Origin of the sequence: Alkalihalobacillus bogoriensis ATCC BAA-922 (assembly GCF_000621445.1) — a bacterium.
Classification (GTDB): Bacteria; Bacillota; Bacilli; order Bacillales; family Bacillaceae_F; genus Bacillus_AO; species Bacillus_AO bogoriense.
Genome location: NZ_JHYI01000006.1, coordinates 348,370 through 367,956, shown reverse-complemented (window position 1 = coordinate 367,956; position 19,587 = coordinate 348,370). Strand labels below are relative to the sequence as shown.

The window sequence follows — 19,587 nt, the reverse complement described above, 5'->3', positions numbered from 1 at the left end:
TTTTGAAAGAAAATACTTTAGTTTTTAGGGTCACAGTTCAGTAAAAACGAAGGTATAATGTAAGCACTTACAGGTTGAGGTTACAAGATTGGGTAGGGGTTAAGTAAAATGAAAATCGGTCGTTTAAAATTAAGTATTGTATATGTATGCTTATTGCTTGTAGTCGGTTGTCAAAATAAAGAATCATCTGACCTAGAAGCTACAGATGAACAGCCACAGTGGACACCTGTCACGTTTACGTACTTTAATGCGGTCACAAATGGCCAAAATATCTATTCAAATATGACAACGTTAGGAAAACGGTTTGAAGAGGATACAGGAGTCAATATTAAAGTCGAATATCCATCAAATGATCTTGATACAACAATTGGTGTTATGATTGCCAGTGGTCAATACCCTGACATGATGAGTCCAGATGTGGCGATAGACAAAATAATGGAAGCAGATGCATTTATCCCGTTAAATGACTTAATGGAAGAGCATGCTCCAAATCTAAAAAAAGTGTATGAACCATACTTGGACTTGATGACACATGAAGATGGAAATATTTATTTTATCCCTTTTGGAGCAAGTCATGGCTTTTTGGCCAACCCGGATATTGACCAAGGTGCTTTTTGGATTCAAAGAGGCATATTAAAGGAATTTGGATATCCTGAAGTAATAACGCTTGATGAATATTTTCATTTAATTGAGTCCTATGTGTCGAAATATCCAGAAATAAACGGTGAGAAAACAATTGGTTTTACTGCTTTAACGAATGATTGGCGTTTTTTTGCGATGACAAATCCACCCGCTCATCTTGCAGGATATCCGAATGATGGAGATGTCATCGTGAATATGGAGACTTTTAAAGCAAGTGTATATGGAAATAAAGAGATGACGAAACGATATTTAAAAAAGCTTAATGAAATAAATGATAAAGGATTGTTTGATGATAAAGCATTTGTAACAACGTATGAAGAGTATTTAGATACAATTTCTTCAGGGAGAGTGCTCGGCTTTTTTGATTATCGCTGGCAGGTCGGGCAAGCATTTAACTATTTAAGTGCAAAAGGGGATGATGACAGAGAATATATGGCCTTGCCAATTGTTTTTGACGAAGGTATCAAGGATCAGTATGTGGACCCGCCTTCCTTTAATTCTAACCGTGGAATAGGAATTACAAAAAGTGCAGACGACCCGGTGCGCATAATGCAATTTTGGGATTATTTAATGGAAGAGGAAAATCAAAAGCTAATTTCATGGGGAATTGAAGGAGAAACATATGAAGTGAATGAAGACGGTCGTTATTATCGAACGAAGGAGCAAATGATGAAAATAAGTCAAGAAGAGTTTAAAGAGCAATTCGGGATTTCCATATTTGAATGGTATTGGCCTCGTGGAGCGGGACTGTTTCCTGATGGAAATGCTTGGGAAGCGAGGCGTCAGCCAGAAGTAGCCATAGTAAATTACACAAAAGAAGAACAAGTTCTACTAGAGGCTTATAATCTTGACGTATTTTCTGATCTTTTTGCTGAACCGAAAGAACGACCATGGTTTCCGGCATGGAGTGCGCACATTGAACCAGGTTCTGATGCTGCGATTTTTAAAGAACAAGCGCAACGGCTACAAAGATTGTGGTATCCGCAATTAGTATTATGTAAGCCTAGCGAATTTGAAGGAAAGTGGGAAGAATACGTGAATGAATATGAACAGTTAAATATTGAAGCCTATGAAAAAGTCATGAACGAGTTTATTTCACAACGGATCGAATGGAGCAAGGACAGGAATTAGCCTAAAGGGAGGGGAAATTGTGACTGTACAGCATTTAAAAAGAACAGAAGGGTATAAAGCTTGGTTAAGGTATGATAGAATACAGGACCAAACATGGCTATCGGAAAATAAAAAATGGCTATCTTCAATTACGCTCTTAGAAACATCACCAATTATTGAATCCGCAAAGAGGGAGCTTGTTGGAGCATTTTCAGGTTTGAACGGTCAGAAACCGACTGTGTATACAGAACATCCAAAAATGCCTACGGTTGTATTAACGACCATTGATCGACTAGATAAAACATTTGCCTTTTCACTTCATGACGATGGTTATATCATTCAAACAAAAGATTACAACGGGACGTCTTCTATCATTATTGCTGGAAAAACGGATAAAGGAGTACTGTATGGCAGTTTTCATTTATTACGGTTTATTCAAACAAGAACAAATTTAAACGATTTAGACCAAATTGAAAATCCGAAAAATCGTTTACGGATGATGAATCAGTGGGACAATATGGATGGTAGTATTGAGAGAGGATATGCTGGTAGTTCTATATTCTATGAGAATAATACGATTACGAAAGAGAAAGAAAGAATAAAAGATTATGCAAGACTGCTTTCGTCCATTGGAATTAACGGAATATCCATTAACAATGTAAATGTTCATAAAGTGGAAACAAAGTTGATTACAGAGAAATGGCTACCGGAAGTTGCAGAAATGGCTACTATATTTAGGCAATATGGAATCAAGACATTTTTAAGTATTAATTATGCGAGTCCAATCGAATTAGGTGGACTTTTAACAGCCGACCCGTTAGATAGTGAAGTACGAGCATGGTGGAAAGAAAAAGCAGTAGAAATCTATCGGTATATACCTGATTTTGGCGGGGTTGTCGTAAAAGCAGATTCGGAACATCGACCAGGTCCTTTTACTTATGAGCGCAATCATGCTGATGGGGCAAATATGTTAGCTGAAGCGTTTGCGCCTTTTCAAGGTATTGTTATTTGGCGATGCTTCGTCTATAACTGCATGCAAGACTGGCGTGATCGTAAAACAGATCGAGCGAAAGCTGCGTATGATCATTTTAAACCACTAGATGGTCAGTTCCATAAAAATGTATTGCTTCAAATTAAAAATGGACCGATGGATTTTCAAGTTCGTGAAGCAGTTTCCCCTTTATTTGGTGCAATGAGTGATACAAACCAAATGCTAGAGCTTCAAATTACACAAGAGTATACAGGACAACAAAGACATGTTTGTTATTTGCTTCCACAGTGGAAAGAAATACTGGAGTTTGAGACTTTTGCAAAAGGAGAAGGTTCGCCAATTAAGCGAATTGTTGCTGGGTCAACGTTCAATAATGAATTAAGTGGAATTACAGCTGTTTCCAATATTGGTGATGATTCAAACTGGACTGGACATCAACTTGCACAAGCAAATTTATTTGGGTATGGACGATTAGTATGGAATCCAGACCTATCTGTAGAGGAAATTACAAACGAATGGGTACGTGTAACATTTGGTAACGATTCAGAAGTTATTCAGAAAGTGACGACAATCCTTTTTGAATCGTGGCCCATATATGAAAGCTATACATCTCCATTAGGGGTCGGTTGGATGGTCAATCCAGATCATCATTATGGGCCAAATGTGGATGGGTACGAATATTCGGTATGGGGGACTTATCATTATGCAGATTGTTATGGGATCGGTGTGGACCGAACTGTAAAAACAGGGACAGGTTACACTGAACAATATTTTAAAGAGAATAGAGATTTATACGAATCTCTTGATACATGTCCAGATGATCTTTTATTATTTTTTCATCATGTTCCTTATACGCACAAGTTACAATCAGGTAAATCAGTCATTCAACACATTTATGATACCCACTTTGAAGGGGTTGAACAAGCAATCCATTTAAAAGAGCAATGGGTTTCGCTAATGACTAAGATTGATAGTGAACGATACGATAATGTTTTACAGCGTCTTGAAGAACAAATTGAGCATGCGAAAGAGTGGCGAGACATTATTAACACGTATTTTTTCCGCAAATCAGGAATCAAAGATGAAAAACAAAGAAAGATTTATTGAGATAATAAAGAGCAATTTGGAATGATTCAAGAAGCGTTCTAAATTTGCTCTTTTTTAAGACGGTGAATAAAAATGGAGGATAAAAAATGGAAAGACAAGGGGTAATGGGAAGCTTTTATCAAATAAGTGAATGGGTGACACGATTCGCTTATCTTAATTTGTTGTGGATTTTCTTTACTGTAGTTGGACTCGTTTTTTGGGGGATTATGCCAGCGTCGGTTGCGATGCTCACCGTCATTCGTAAATGGTTAAAAGGGGATAAAGAGATTCCAATAGGTAAGCTTTTTAGGACCACTTACAAAAAAGAGTTTGTTAAAGCGAATGCTCTAGCGTTGTTATTATTTGTTAGTGCTTATATATTATTTATAAATTTTCAACTGCTAGTGCAGTTTACTGGAGTCCTGCATAGTATTTTCTTTCTTTTTTTGGTGATGGCAACATGTGCTTATATTCTAATGTTATTTTTTATAATTCCTGTTTATGTCCACTATGATTTACCGTTTTATCAGTACATCAGGCAAGCTTTTCTTATAAGTTTATTAAGTCCATTGGTCGTTATGGTAATGGTGATTATGTTATTGTCTGCCTATTATTTATTTATGTTTATCCCTGGATTAATCCCGTTGTTTGGTGCAAGTACAGTAGGGTTCATTTTAATGGGAGTTGCGTTTTATGGGTTTAAGCATTTGGAAGTGAAACGAAAAGGGTCAGAAATAAGCTATGAATAAAAATTTGTGAAATTGTAAGGTCATTGAGAAGGTAATTCGCCTTTTACAGTGGCCTTTTTTTAGTTTTTGCTCATTCGCTAGATTGTATCTGTCAAGAGTGTTTCATGAATGTAAAACATCTATACTTCTCTAAGTATGAACTATATTTTACTTAGTTTTCTTTAGTTTCGTCCATTCGTATAATTTATGTATAGATAGAAGGACAGAGTAGTTGATTTAAATAATGTAACCGTTTTCTAAAAAGGAGAAGGGTTCCACACGTTGCGAAAAAACATAGTAAAAAGTTTTGATTTTTGATTGGGGGGATGCCAAACTCTGAACTAGCTTTTATAAAAAGTGTGAAATTATACTTAAATTTAGGGGGAGAACAAATGAAAAAATCATTATCTTTGCTTTTGTCTCTAGTAGTAAGTGTTGGTATTCTGGCAGCTTGTTCAAATGAAGAAGCTGACTCAGATCAAGTTTCAGAGGAAGACGGTCCTGTTACGATTACAACTGCACGTGTACTCGATGATGGAACCGTTTTTAAAGATGGGGAAAATGTTCATGATAATGTTGTAACAAGATGGGCAGAAGAAGAACTAGGAATAAAATTTGTTACAGAGTGGACGCAACCGAATGATGAACAATTCAATACTCAATTGCGTTTAATGATGTCGTCCCGTGAGAAACTGCCAGATGTTTTTCTCGTCTCAAATAATAGCATTAAGGCAGATTTAATAGAATCAGGACTTGTACGGTCAATTGATGATGTCATTGAGGAGCATGCTACTCCGAGGATAAAAGAGTTGTTTGAAAGGTTCCCCGAGGCCTTTTATCCGTCAACAAATGAAAATGGTGAGATTTTTGGGGTTCCACGATACTCTGGAGGTAATGGATCAGACACACTACTTTGGATTCGCCAAGACTGGCTAGACAAATTTGATTTAGAAGCTCCTGAAACACTAGAAGAACTAGAGCACATTATGGAAGTATTCGTTCATGAAGACCCGAACGAAACAGGAAGAGATGATACGATAGGGATTACCTTTGCTGCCGGAGATCAAGGATTCCGTGGAGGAAATATTGCGGATTCAGCTTGGGTATTCGGCGCATTTGGAGATTATGTCCCTGGGAACTGGAGCCAAGGAGAAGATGGTTCTCTTGTATATGGCTCAATCCAACCTAATGTGAAAGATGGACTTGCTAAAATTAATGAATGGTATGAAAAGGGGTACTTAGCCACAGATTTTGCCATTTTAAGTGCAGGCGATGCACAAGAAAGCTTTATTTCAGGTAGATCTGGAATAATGGCAGCACCACCATGGGCACATGGCTATCCAATTGGTGAGATTGAACAAGTAATTCCGGATGCTGTTGTCAAACCATTTCCACATGTTACAGGACCTAATGGTGATGCAGGCCGCCGTGGCGAAGGTTTAATAGTAGGATCTTTCTTGTTTAACAGTGAGTTTGAATATTTTGATAAATTCTTTGAGTATTGGGATACGATATTAGGTTATCCATTAGGAGAATCCGACCATTTCCCTTATGGATTGTTTGAAGGATACGATTATGTAATGAAAGATGGTGAGCCCATCTATAATATTGCTGAATTTGAAGAAATAACAGGTGAAGACCATGTTGATCCAGGCCGATATTTCTTGCCAACTAATATCCCGACTATTCCATATGAAATGTATGGGCTATTAGAAGAGTTTCATGAAACCGGTAGAGACCCTGTCAATGGGTATGAAGCGAACTTGGCTGGACGTCACCCTGATTATATTGAAGCGGCTGCCATCGTAAATAAGCAAAATGATATTCGAATTGTAAACGAATTTTCTGGACCACCGACAGATACAATGAGCTCTAGATCAGAGCATTTGGAAAGATTAGAAGATGAAACATTTGTTGATATTATTTATGGAAACAAGCCAATAAGTACATTTGACCAATTTGTTGAGGAATGGCTAGCTTCTGGTGGAGAAACGATCACACAAGAAGTAAACGAGTGGTATGACTCCGTTCGAAACTAATTGAAGGATATGTAAACTAAAAAGGCGCGAATTGTTTTCGGAATATTCCGATTTATACATTCGCGCTTTCTTTAAAAGCTTAGAAAGCATAAAAATTTTGGTGTAGCAGTGAAGCTTTGAAAGCTATTTCAAGAAGAGCGAAGGCTCCGCACTTCACTTGAAAGAAAAGACGCTCCGCGTTTTTCTTAACTAGGTATTTTGTTTATGGATTGGAGGGGAAGGCATGGAGAGTCAGCAAGTCGTCCACAATCGGACTAATAGCGTTACGAAGCAATTAAAAATAAAAAAGCAAAAGCAAAAGTGGGATTTGAAAAGAACATGGCAGCTTCATGTACTAGTAATACCTGCATTAGTGTTAGGGCTTATTTTTCAATACGGCCCGATGTTTGGGATTATTATGGCATTTCAAGATTTTAAACCGTGGTTAGGTATTACAGGTTCACAATGGGTCGGACTTGAACACTTTCGTACGATGTTTGAATACGATTATGCAAGACAAGTAATCTGGAATACGATTGTCATTTCGGTTTTAAAGATTATTTTTGGGTTAATTGTTCCCATTACGGTAGCCTTACTATTAAATGAGATGTACAAGATGGTCATTAAACGAACGGTTCAAACGATTATATATTTGCCGTATTTTTTATCATGGGTTATTTTAGGCGGTATTTTACTAGATTTACTTTCTCCGGATGGAGGTCTTGTCAATCAAGTCATTGGATTCTTCGGTTTTGATCCGATTTTTTTCTTAGGAAGCAATGACTGGTTTCGAACTACTGTGATTATAAGTGATTTATGGAAAGAAACCGGGTTTAATACAATTGTATTTCTAGCAGCAATTACGGCTGTAAATCCTAGTTTATATGAGGCAGCTGTTGTTGATGGCGCGAACCGTTGGAAGCAAACTCTTTATATTACAATTCCAGCCATGCTACCGATCATTATTGTAGTTGGTACATTATCACTCGGAAATATATTAAATGCAGGCTTTGACCAAATTTTTAATCTTTACAATCCACTCGTCTATCAAACGGGAGACATTATTGATACGTATGTTTATCGGGTTTCGTTAGTAAGTGGTGACTTTAGTTATGGTACAGCTGTTGGATTGTTTAAATCTGTTATCAGCTTAGTTCTTATCATTATCGGCTATCGCTTTGCCTATAAATACGCAAACTGGAGAATTTTCTAGGAAGGAGGAGACGAAATGCGTGTCTATAAAACGAAAAGCTATATGGTTTTCACTTTATTTAATTATAGCTTTCTCATCTTAATGGCTATACTTTGTATTTTACCTCTTGTGCATATTTTGGCGGTGTCACTAAGTGGAAGTGGAGCAGCAGCAGCAAACATCGTTACATTTTGGCCGATCGATTTTACACTCGATGCGTATCAACGAACAATTGGGAATGATAATTTTATTCGTTCGTTTTTGATTTCTATCCTTCGTGTTGTAATTGGAACAGTAATATCAATGGGAGCACTGTTATGTGCAGCTTATGCTCTTGCTAAATATGACCATGAATTTAAAGGTCGGAAAATTTATGTTTGGTTCTTTATCATTACGATGATTTTTAATGGCGGTTTAGTTCCAACTTATATGGTAGTTACAGGTCTTGGTTTAACAAACTCGATTTGGGCCCTAGTTTTACCTACAGCGATAAACGCCTTTAATTTAATATTATTATTAAATTTTTTCCGAACATCTGTACCAAAGTCATTGGAAGAATCCGCTACAATCGATGGAGCTAATCATTTTCAAATTTTCCTTAAAATTTATTTACCTATTGCGGTGCCAGCGATTGCAACGGTTTCCTTATTTACAATGGTGTTCCATTGGAACTCATGGTTTGATGGCTTAATTTACAATAACGATGCTAGAAATTACCCGCTACAAACTTTCTTACAAACGATTATTGTTCAACAGGATTTTAGCCAAATTACCGATGCGGAAACATTGCGGAACTTATCTCAAAGAACAGTCCAATCTGCACAAATTTTTATAGCGGCATTACCAATGTTAATCGTTTATCCATTTATTCAAAAATATTTTGTGAAAGGGATTGTTTTAGGGGCTGAAAAAGAGTAATGAAGAATGGGGATGGAGGCTTTATGAAAAATATTATAGTCGGAACAAGGAAATCAACCTTTAAGAAAAATTGGAAGTTTTGTGTGGGAACCGGACGTTTAGGTTTAGCGTTACAAAAAGATTACTTGGACCACCTAAAGTTAGTACAAGAGAAAATTGGGTTTCAATATATTAGAGGTCACGGACTGTTACATGATGATGTCGGCATATATAGAGAGATAGAGGTGAACGGTGAAATACGTTCCTTCTACAACTTCACATACATTAACCGAATTTTTGACTCTTATTTACAGCTTGGAATCAAACCGTTTGTGGAAATAGGTTTTATGCCTAAACGGCTAGCATCGAGTGAAGAAACTGTTTTTACGTGGCAGGGAAACATTTCACCACCCAATGATTACAAAAAATGGAGTGAGTTGATTACTGCTATTATCACACATTTTGTTACTAGATATGGAATTGAGGAAGTACTTACGTGGCCTTTTGAAATATGGAATGAGCCAAATCTCGTAAATTTTTGGAAAGATGCCAACAAAAAGGAATACTTCAAGCTGTATGAAGTAACAACAAAGGCGATTAAGCAAGTTCATCCTAATATTCAAGTCGGAGGACCAGCTATATGTGGTGGGTCAGATGAGTGGATCGTGGAGTTTTTACAGTTCTGTCATGAGAAAAATGTCCCCGTAGATTTTGTATCCCGTCATGCTTATACCTCGAAGTCACCAAACAAAGTGACACCAGATTATTACTATCAAGAACTTGCAGAGAATGAAAAAATGCTAAATGAATTTAAAAAGGTCAGAGAAATCATTGATGCTTCACCTTTTCCTCATTTACCTTTTCATATTACAGAATATAACACTTCTTACAGTCCCATTAATCCGGTACATGATACACCACTTAATGCAACTTATCTTGCTCGGATACTTAGTGAAGGCGGTGATTATGTTGATTCGTTTTCATATTGGACATTTAGCGATATCTTTGAGGAACGTGATGTTCCTAAAGCGCAGTTCCACGGAGGGTTTGGCTTAATTGGGCTCAATGAAGTACCGAAGCCGACGTTTCACCTCTTCGCTTTTTTTAGCCTGCTTGGGGAAGAGCAATTGTACCGAGATGAAGAAACGGTAGTGACAAGGAGAAAGGACGGTTCAATTGCACTTGTTATTTGGAATCTAGTTATGGAAAAGGGCGATGGCTTTCAAAAAGAAGTGACAATTGAAATCCCAATTGTTACTGGAAAGGTGTTTATAAAGCGACAAACCGTCGATGAGAATTATGCAAACCCATGGAAAGTTTGGAAGGAATTTGGTCGCCCGCGGTTTCCGAGTAAACAGATGGTTGAAACGTTCAAGCATGCTTCGGTGCCTCTTATTAGAACGGCTCAGAAAATAAGTGAGGACGATAAACTAACGATTACGATTACACTAACGAAAAATGAATTATCAATGATAGAATGTATGCCGATTCATGATGAAAGTGATTCATATATTGGTTTGGATGATTCCCTAATCCCCTCGTATTCATAAATGGTGATGTTGTTATCCTCTTAAACTACGATAATAAAGTTGAAGTGCTGGTGTAGACATAAATAAATAAGATGGAAGTGGGAAGGGGGAGCGATTTAATGAGAATGGTATTTCGCTGGTTCGGAGAAGGGAATGATTCTATTCCGCTAGAATATGTGAAGCAAATTCCTGGAGTAGAAGGAATTGTTTGGGCGCTTCATGATATTCCTGCTGGTGAAGAATGGCCGATAGAACGAATCGTGCAAGTAAAACAACAAGCAGATACACATGGATTCCATATTGATGTTGTTGAAAGCTTGAATGTACATGAGGATATTAAATTAGGCCTTCGGACAAGAGAGAACTATATTGAAAACTACAAAAATACTTTAAAAAAACTAGCAACTGTTGGTGTGAAAGTCATCTGCTATAATTTTATGCCGGTGTTTGATTGGACACGGACAGATTTATATAAAGAGCTAGATGATGGTTCGACAGCGTTATTTTTTGAAAGTGAAAAAATAAAACATATTGACCCAAGGGTCCTCGTCAACACGATTGCAAAAAACTCTTCTCGTACTATGCCAGGATGGGAACCTCGTCGATTACAATCTTTAACACGTTTGTTTGAACAATACAAATGTGTAACAGAAGAAGACTTATGGGCGAATTTAGAATATTTCTTAAAGTGTATTATTCCTGTAGCTGAAAAGAATGGAATAAAGATGGCGATTCATCCAGACGATCCCCCGTTCTCTGTGTTTGGGTTGCCAAGAATTATAACCAACAAAGAAAATATTCAACGGTTTTTAAAACTTGTTGATCATCCGAATAATGGACTCACTCTATGTAGTGGTTCATTAGGAGCAAATCCGAAACTTGATGTAGCAGAGATGGTAAAGGAGTTTGCAGACCGTATCCATTTTGCACATATCCGAAATATAAAGGCATACGAGAACGGAGATTTTGTTGAAACTTCTCATCGCTCAAAAGACGGAACAGTAGATCTTATTAAAGTGATGAAGGCATACCATGATATAGGTTTTAAAGGGTATGCTAGACCAGATCATGGCCGTCATATTTGGGGGGAGAGTTGTCGACCAGGTTACGGTTTATATGACCGTGGGTTAGGAATAATGTACTTATGGGGAATATGGGACCTGCTTGAAAGACAAAAAGAGGAGGGAATACCATGTTAACTATAAACAAAAACCTTAAAGGAAAAGTGGCCGTTATTACGGGAGGAAGTGGAGTATTATGTGGTGCTATGGCGAAGGAACTTGGAAGGCAAGGTGTGAAAGTAGCCATATTAAATCGACAATTAGAAAAAGGTCAAGAAGTGGAAAAGGAAATTCAGGAAAATGGGGGAAGCGCATACGCTGTGTCTTGTGACGTATTAGATGTAAATAGTGTAAAAGAAGCAGAGCAGTTAATTACAGCCAAGTTTGGTAGTTGTGATATTTTAATTAATGGTGCAGGTGGAAATCATCCAGATGGAACAACTACGAATGAGACATTCAAAGTCGATGACCTTCAACATGCTGAAGTGAAGACGTTTTTTGATTTAACTAAGGATGGATTTCAATTTGTTTTCAATCTAAATATGATTGGCACGATTATTCCGACACAAGTGTTTACTAAACAAATGATACATCGTGATGGAGCAACGATAATTAATCTATCATCAATGAGTGCTCCTTCACCGATGACAAAAGTACCTGCATATAGTGCAGCTAAAGCGGGGATTGATAATTTTACAAAATGGTTAGCTGTTCATATGGCTGATGTTGGTATTAGAGTGAATGCAATTGCTCCTGGTTTTTTTCTTACTGACCAAAATAAAAGGTTGTTGACGAATGAAGATGGCTCACTAACTGAAAGAGCATATAAAATTCTAAAACATACCCCAATGCAAAGGTTTGGCAAGCCAGAAGACTTGCTCGGAGCGTTGTTATGGCTATGTGATGAAAATATGTCAGGCTTTATATCGGGTATTACAGTTCCAATTGATGGGGGATTTTTGGCGTATTCTGGTGTGTAATCTAATTTTGGAATTGACAATTTATATAGAAAAAACAGGCTGTCGATAAACAATCGACAGCCTGTTCGTATTTCGTGGTGAAATGATAAGTGATAGCCATAGGTTTGAGTATGTTGTATTTGTAAAATAACAGACCTATGTCAGTGGCGTTGCAAATATATCTCCAGGTTAAATCCATTTACAAAAACGCAATTTTGGGTGTGCACTTTTAGGATGTTCCACCGCACTATAACAATTAAATAAAGGGGAATTTGTGACTGTACAATAAAAAAGGGTTATAGTTCAAATTTAATCACATTATTAATTGTGTAACTATATTACTATCTGTACTGTCCTTCCCTCTCCCTTTACTTCCTCAGTCATAAAATGGCTATTTTTAATATTAATATTTTTATTAACATAACATTTCCCTTATTAGTAGTTGACTCAAAACCAACTATTTAATTAAACATATAGTCATAGTGAAAATCAAGAAAATAGAGTAATAAATGAAATTGGATTTAATGTTGTTACAACAACTATGTTTCCGTTTACAATAAAATGTAACGAGTTTGTGAAATAGCATGAATAATAGTAATAAAAATATTAAAAATGAATTGACAACAGAAATATTAATAAATATAATAATAATTAATAAAAGTATTTATTATTGAAAAACAATAATACATTTCAATTTTCACGATTGCTATCATGGGACCGATATGTTGCTTTTTAATAAGCCCACCATAAATTGGGCTGAACAGTGCATGGACAAGTTTATATAATGACGATTGTAAGCGTACCCAACAAACGGAAAGAAATATCTGTGCTAAAATGAAATCCCTTTCAAGTTCATTTTACTATAAAAAGATCACGATTTAGTATTGAACATGGTAGATTAGTAGTATCATATTTTATAACGGATGTATGCTTTTGCAATATTAAAATGTAAAGAATATTTTAAATAGTTAATTTTTATAGGAGGTGATGACCCGGACGTTAACAAGGTCACTCAGTAAATAAAGCGTTTACAAGGAAAATTACAAAAAGGGGTGTAAATTATGAAGAAAAAAATGATTGCAATGTTGGTAGTGTTATTATTAAGTAGTATAGCTTTAATCGGTTGCTCAAATAACTCTAGTACTGATGGCGAAGGAGATTCGTCGAAAAAGGATAAAGTAGATTTAACGGTTAATATTTGGGCGCAACCGCATGAAGAAGAAATTTATAAAACAATTATTGCAGATTTCGAAGAGGAAAATCCTCATGTAAATGTAGAGTTTGTTGTAACACCTGGAGATGACTATTCAACAAGATTACAAACGTTAATGGCTGGGAATCGTACACCTGATATTTTCTATGTTGGTGGTGGAGATGTAAACTTTTACGTTGATACAGGACGAGTTCTTGATATCACAGACTTAGCCAATGAATCAAATGTGTTAGATTTAGATAATATGTGGGAAAGTGGAATTTCTAGATATACAGTTGATGAAAAAATTTATGCACTTCCAAAAGATGTAGGTCCGTTTGCATATGCATACAACAAAGATTTATTTGATGCTGCTGGATTAGAATATCCTAGTAGTACAGACCCTTATACTTGGGATGAGTATATCGAAGTAGCAAAACAATTAACAGTTGACCAAAATGGTAATACTCCAAATGATGCTGGGTTTGATTCAAGAAAAGTGAAACAATATGGTGCTGGATTCTGGTGGATTGAGCCAGCAGTTTATTCAAATGGAGCACACTGGTTAAATGAAGATGCAACAGAAATTACAATTGATGACCCTAAATTTATCGAAGCACTTCAATATGTTGCTGATTTACGTTTAGTTCACAATGCAGTACCTTCACAAGAAGCAGAACAATCAACAAACAGTTATTCTAGATGGTTAAATGGAGAAGTTGCGATGTTCCCTATGGGACCTTGGGACCAAGCGGCATTCTGGGAGTTAGATTTTGAATATGATTTAATGCCTTGGCCTGCAAGCCCTCATACACGTGAATCAAAAACATGGTTAGGTTCATTAGGATTTGCTGTATCGGCTTCAACAAAGCATCCTCAAGAAGCTTTTGATTTAGCAGCTTATTTAACGGTCGATGAAGATGCACAACGTAATTTAATGGAGCGTGGTGCACAAGTTCCTAACTTAATTGATATGGCTGAAAATGAATATTTAGAGCTTGATTTTGCTCCAGAAAGTAAACATGTATTCCTAGACGTTATTAAAAATTCATCTCAACCACTTCCTCATGAGTTAACGTATGACGGTGAATGGTTCGATTACTTTAGTCAAACTGTTGTGGATGTTTATGAAGGAAGAAAAACAGCTGAGGAATATGTACATGAAGTGAAACCGAAACTTCAAGAATTGCTTGATGCTTCTATTCAAAAAGCTGAAAGAGCAAAAGCAAATCAATAATATCGATTAACTGGTAGAGGGTATGAAAGCAGGGTTACCTGTTTTCTACCCTATTACCGATTATACGTTCGATAATCAAAAGAGGTGGTGAGAAGATGAATTCACAAACGAAAAAAGAGAGCCGAATAGCTTATTTATTCATCTTACCGATGGTTATCCAATTTGTCATATTTACATCAGGACCAATGTTGTATTCGATGTATATTAGTTTAACGGATTGGAATATTTTACAATCAGCTAATTTTGTCGGCTTAAGTAATTATGTTTCTATTTTTAATGATTCACGTTTTTATCAATCATTATGGAATACAGGCGTGTATTTATTAGGTGTTCCAATTGGTCTCTTTCTTTCATTAATTATTGCAATTTGGATGAATCAAGGTATTAGAGGAACTTCGATTTACCGAATGATTTATTATTTACCAGCGATTTCTTCCATTGTAGCGATTACAATTTTATGGCAATGGATTTATAATACGGATTATGGTTTAATGAATTACTTCCTTGGGTTCTTTGGTATTGACGGACCGAACTGGATTGGAAATGAAAAGTTTATTAAACCTGCGATTATCATTATGGGAATTTGGAAAGGTATCGGGGTTACGATTATCTTTTATTTAGCTGCCCTTCAAAGTGTTCCGAAAGCTCTTTACGAAGCTGCTGAAATTGACGGAGCAAACTTTATTCATAAATTCCGATATGTCACAGTACCGCTTATTACACCGATTACGTTCTTCTTAGTCGTAACAGGAATTATTAATTCATTACAAATTTTTGTTGAAATTCAAATTATGGTTCCAGACGGTGGAGCGAACTATGCTGCGGCTTCGATTGTATTCTATTTATGGCAAAAAGCATTTGTTTACTATGAAATGGGTTATGCGAGTGCGTTAGCTTGGGTCTTAGGATTTATTATGTTTTTAGTAACGTTTATTCAATTTAAATTATCATCTAGATGGGTACATGAATAGGAGGGTGAGTAGACATGTCTAATCCAAAGTTAAATGAAAATAAAGAAGTTCGGTCGATGACAATCTCGCAAACAGCTGGAAAACGATTAAAAAATCTACTTGCTCATATCTTTTTAAGTACGGGCGCAGTATTCATGATATTGCCTTTGATTTGGATGATATCAACTTCATTAAAAACAAACCGGGATACATTAATTATGCCGCCAAAATGGATTCCAGATCCAATTGTTTGGTCAAAGTACGTTGAGATTTGGGAAAAAGCGCCATTACATCTTGGATTTTTAAATAGTTTGACGATTGCCGTTCCGGTTATTGTTATTGGTACTTTTACGACAAGTCTAGCGGCTTTTGCGTTTGCGAAAATGAATTTTGCTTATAAACAAACAATCTTTTTAACATTATTAGCGACAATGATGATTCCATTTCCAGTTATTATGATTCCACAATTCCTTGTGTTTTCACAAATTGAATGGATTGATACATTTTTACCGCTAATTGTTCCAGCGATGTTAGGAAACGTGTTTATGTTATTTTTCTTACGACAGTATTTAAATGGGATTTCAAATGAATTAATTGATGCAGCGAAAATTGACGGAAGCTCATGGTTTGGGACATATTGGAAAATTATCTTACCAATTATTCAACCAGCAATTGCTGCTCAAGTTATTTTATGGTTTATGGGTGTGTGGAATGATTATTTAGGACCGCTCATTTACATTTTCTCTCGTGAAAAAATGACGATTCAATTAATGATTGCAAACTTTAATGCTTATTATGCGATTCAAAATGATTTCCCGCTTATTATGGCAGCTTCTGTAGTGGCAATGTTACCAATTATTATCGTATTTTTCATTTTCCAACGACAAATTATCGAGTCAGTTGCTGTTACTGGAATTAAGGGATAAAGTATACCGGCTTTTATATTCTTTTTACCGATTAGCATAAAAAGTGTGTAAAAGCCGTAGCATGGAATAGAAAAGTAAAAAGTTAGTATGGAGTAGGGTTTTTTTTGGACTATTAATTAATAATTATGTAAATTAAATAATAAATACATTTTGTTAATAGGAGAGATGAGTCATGACAAAACAACAATATGCGAATCCAGTTATAGAGCAAAGAGCTGATCCATGGGTATACAAACATTCTGATGGATATTATTATTTCACAGCTTCCGTTCCTGAGTATGATCGTCTTGAAATAAGAAGGTCTAAAACGATTCAAGGTCTGAGAGAAGCTGAACCAGTCGTTGTGTGGAGAAAATACGATGTAGGTCCGATGAGTGCCAATATTTGGGCTCCTGAAATTCATTATATTGATGGGAAATGGTATATTTATTTCGCTGCAGCGAGAACAGCTGAAACAAATGAAGGTCTTTTTGATCATCGTATGTTTGTGCTAGAAACAGATGCAGAGAATCCGTTAGAAGGTGAATGGGTAGAAAAAGGCCAAATAAAAACAAAGTGGGAATCATTTGCCCTAGATGCAACAACGTTTGAGCATAATGGTGTACGATATTTAGTTTGGCCTCAAAAAGACCCAGACATTGTAGGGAACTCTAATCTTTATATAGCAGAAATGGAGAATCCTTGGACTATTTCTACTGAACCTGTTATGATATCAACACCAGAATATGACTGGGAAAAAATTGGGTTCCTTGTCAATGAAGGACCTGCTGTGTTAGTGAGAAACGGGAAAGTCATTATTGCTTTTTCTGCAAGTGCGACAGACTTTAATTATTGCATGGGACTTTTATATGCTGATGAAAATAGCAATCTACTTGATCCAGCTTCATGGAAGAAAACAGAAAAGCCTGTTTTCCAAACAAATGAAGAAACAAGTCAATATGGTCCAGGGCATAATAGTTTCACAGTTTCTGAAGATGGTACAGAAGATGTTATTGTGTATCATGCTAGAAACTATAAAGAAATTGAAGGTGACCCATTGTATGATCCAAACCGACATACAAGAGCACAAGTGTTCACATGGGGAGAAGATGGTTTACCAGTTTTTGGTGTGCCACTAGCGGATAGTCTTCCAGTTCGAAATTAGTAGAACAAACAGGTTGCTATAGTTGGAAGGATGATGACGATGACAAATGTAAAAAAAGCTAAAATGGTCATTGATAAAGACTTTACAATTTCACAAATTGATGAAAGAATTTATGGTTCGTTTATTGAACATCTTGGCCGTGCAGTATACGGGGGAATATATGAACCGAATCATCCATTAGCTGATGAACAAGGGTTTCGTCAAGATGTAATTGAACTAGTACAAGAGTTGAACGTGCCTATTATTCGCTATCCAGGGGGGAATATGGTATCGGCGTATAATTGGGAGGATGGTGTAGGGCCAAAAGAGGCCCGTCCACGCCGTTTAGAGTTAGCATGGAGAACGATTGAAACAAATGAAATTGGCACAAATGAGTTTGTTTCATGGGCAAAAGCAGTCAATGCTGAAGTGATGATGGCTGTAAACCTAGGGACAAGAGGCATTGATGATGCGAGAAATTTTATAGAGTATTGTAATCATCCTAGTGGAACATATTGGAGCGACTTAAGACAAAAACATGGTTTTAAAGAGCCGCATAAAATAAAAACATGGTGTCTAGGCAATGAGATGGATGGACCTTGGCAAATTGGACATAAAACAGCTGAGGAATATGGCCGATTAGCTGTAGAAACAGCAAAAGCAATGCGCCTTGTCGACCCAACGATTGAACTTGTTGCTTGTGGTAGTTCGAATACAGCAATGCCTACTTTCCCACAATGGGAAGCCACAACGTTAGAGCATACGTATGATGCAGTGGATTATATTTCTCTTCATCAATATTATGGAAATCGAGATAATGATACAGCAAACTATTTAGCTCATTCTCTTGATATGGAGCATTTTATAAAAACGATTATTTCGACATGTGATTATATTCAAGCGAAAAAACGAAGCAAGAAAAAAATCAATTTAAGCTTTGATGAATGGAATGTTTGGTATCATTCGAATGAAAGTGACCAAAAAATTGAACCTTGGTCCATTGCGCCTCCACAACTGGAAGATGTGTATAATTTTGAAGATGCCTTACTAGTCGGAACGATGTTATTAACATTCTTACGCCATGCTGATCGTGTGAAAATGGCGTGTATGGCGCAACTTGTCAATGTCATAGCTCCAATTATGACAGAAAACAATGGTCGTGCCTGGAAACAAACGATTTTTTATCCATATGCACATGTATCTACATTTGGTCGTGGTGTGTCACTTCAGCCTGTAGTATCATCACCGTGCTATGATACAAAAGATTATACAGATGTCCCTTATTTGGATTCTGCTGTTGTTTATAATGAGGAAGCAAAAGAAGTCACTATTTTTGCAGTTAATCGTCATCTTGAAGACGACCTAGATTTAACTGTTGATGTTCGAAGTTTTGAAAACTATCGGATCGTCGAGCATATCGTGCTTGAACATGATAATATGAAAGCTGTCAATACGGCAGAACATGAAGAAGTAAAGCCGCAACATAACGGACAATCTTTATTGCAGGATGGTGTGATTACAGCCCGGATTCGAAAGGCTTCATGGAATGTAATTCGCTTAGCAATGCAACAATAGGAATACTCAGTTTAAAGCTGTCGAGAGTGAATCGACAGCTATTTTAAAAGATAAGAAAGTAAAAAAAATTTGGTGTAGCAGTGAAGCTTTGAAAGCATTTTCAAGAAGAGCGAAGGCTGCGCACCTGCGCGTTTCACCCCAAGAAGAGCACTTGTGGTTCACTGTCAAAAGCGGGCAGGGCTCCGCACTTCGCTTGAAACGAAAAGACGCTCCGCGTTTTTCTTATTGTATATGGTAGTTAAGCGGCCATGAAAACCGTTATCTGTGTACATTGCTAGTGTTTTGGAACGTTGTAGGACACAGGAGCCGTTAATCATAATATATCGCTAGGAATAGACTTGCTTTTGCGTTAATAAGTGCTCCTGTGGCCG

Annotated in this window: 14 protein-coding genes; all 14 read left to right on the top strand. The window is 36.6% G+C overall.

Annotated elements, in window-relative coordinates; all coding sequences use genetic code 11:
* The first annotated feature begins 108 nt into the window (after positions 1–108).
* The gene (locus T323_RS0101755) at positions 109–1,773 is read left to right on the top strand and encodes an ABC transporter substrate-binding protein (protein ID WP_026671754.1); all 1,665 of its coding nucleotides are present in this window, start codon (positions 109–111) and stop codon (positions 1,771–1,773) included.
* Positions 1,774–1,789: 16 nt separating this feature from the next.
* On the top strand, positions 1,790–3,850 hold the full coding sequence (locus T323_RS0101750; protein ID WP_026671753.1) for an alpha-glucuronidase family glycosyl hydrolase: 2,061 nt from the start codon (positions 1,790–1,792) through the stop codon (positions 3,848–3,850).
* An 86-nt stretch (positions 3,851–3,936) separates the two neighbouring features.
* Positions 3,937–4,578 (top strand): YesL family protein, encoded by a 642-nt coding sequence (locus tag T323_RS0101745; protein WP_026671752.1) that lies wholly within the window; start codon positions 3,937–3,939, stop codon positions 4,576–4,578.
* Positions 4,579–4,949: 371 nt separating this feature from the next.
* Positions 4,950–6,596: a type 2 periplasmic-binding domain-containing protein gene (locus T323_RS0101740; RefSeq protein WP_026671751.1), complete on the top strand. Its 1,647-nt coding sequence runs from the start codon at positions 4,950–4,952 to the stop codon at positions 6,594–6,596.
* A gap of 223 nt (positions 6,597–6,819) precedes the next feature.
* Positions 6,820–7,788: an ABC transporter permease gene (locus tag T323_RS0101735; protein ID WP_026671750.1), complete on the top strand. Its 969-nt coding sequence runs from the start codon at positions 6,820–6,822 to the stop codon at positions 7,786–7,788.
* A 15-nt stretch (positions 7,789–7,803) separates the two neighbouring features.
* Positions 7,804–8,685 (top strand): carbohydrate ABC transporter permease, encoded by an 882-nt coding sequence (locus T323_RS0101730; protein ID WP_026671749.1) that lies wholly within the window; start codon positions 7,804–7,806, stop codon positions 8,683–8,685.
* A 23-nt stretch (positions 8,686–8,708) separates the two neighbouring features.
* Positions 8,709–10,214, top strand: a complete 1,506-nt coding sequence (locus T323_RS0101725) for a GH39 family glycosyl hydrolase (RefSeq protein WP_026671748.1) — start codon at positions 8,709–8,711, stop codon at positions 10,212–10,214.
* A 98-nt stretch (positions 10,215–10,312) separates the two neighbouring features.
* Entirely contained in the window at positions 10,313–11,392 is a 1,080-nt protein-coding gene (gene uxuA / locus T323_RS0101720; RefSeq protein WP_026671747.1) for a mannonate dehydratase, read from the top strand.
* A complete protein-coding gene (locus T323_RS0101715) occupies positions 11,386–12,234 on the top strand; it encodes an SDR family oxidoreductase (protein ID WP_026671746.1) in 849 nt (282 codons plus the stop codon). The genes uxuA and T323_RS0101715 overlap by 7 nt, the downstream gene beginning before the upstream one ends.
* Positions 12,235–13,274: 1,040 nt before the next feature.
* Entirely contained in the window at positions 13,275–14,642 is a 1,368-nt protein-coding gene (locus tag T323_RS0101710) for an ABC transporter substrate-binding protein (RefSeq protein WP_051556296.1), read from the top strand.
* Between the two features lie 95 nt (positions 14,643–14,737).
* Positions 14,738–15,613, top strand: coding sequence for a carbohydrate ABC transporter permease (locus T323_RS0101705; RefSeq protein WP_035177235.1), 876 nt, complete (start codon positions 14,738–14,740; stop codon positions 15,611–15,613).
* Positions 15,614–15,675: 62 nt separating this feature from the next.
* Positions 15,676–16,518, top strand: a complete 843-nt coding sequence (locus tag T323_RS0101700) for a carbohydrate ABC transporter permease (RefSeq protein ID WP_026671743.1) — start codon at positions 15,676–15,678, stop codon at positions 16,516–16,518.
* A 172-nt stretch (positions 16,519–16,690) separates the two neighbouring features.
* Positions 16,691–17,662, top strand: a complete 972-nt coding sequence (locus T323_RS0101695; protein ID WP_026671742.1) for a glycoside hydrolase family 43 protein — start codon at positions 16,691–16,693, stop codon at positions 17,660–17,662.
* 39 nt (positions 17,663–17,701) lie between these two features.
* Positions 17,702–19,216, top strand: a complete 1,515-nt coding sequence (gene arfA, locus T323_RS0101690) for an arabinosylfuranosidase ArfA (protein ID WP_026671741.1) — start codon at positions 17,702–17,704, stop codon at positions 19,214–19,216.
* Positions 19,217–19,587 lie beyond the last annotated feature (371 nt).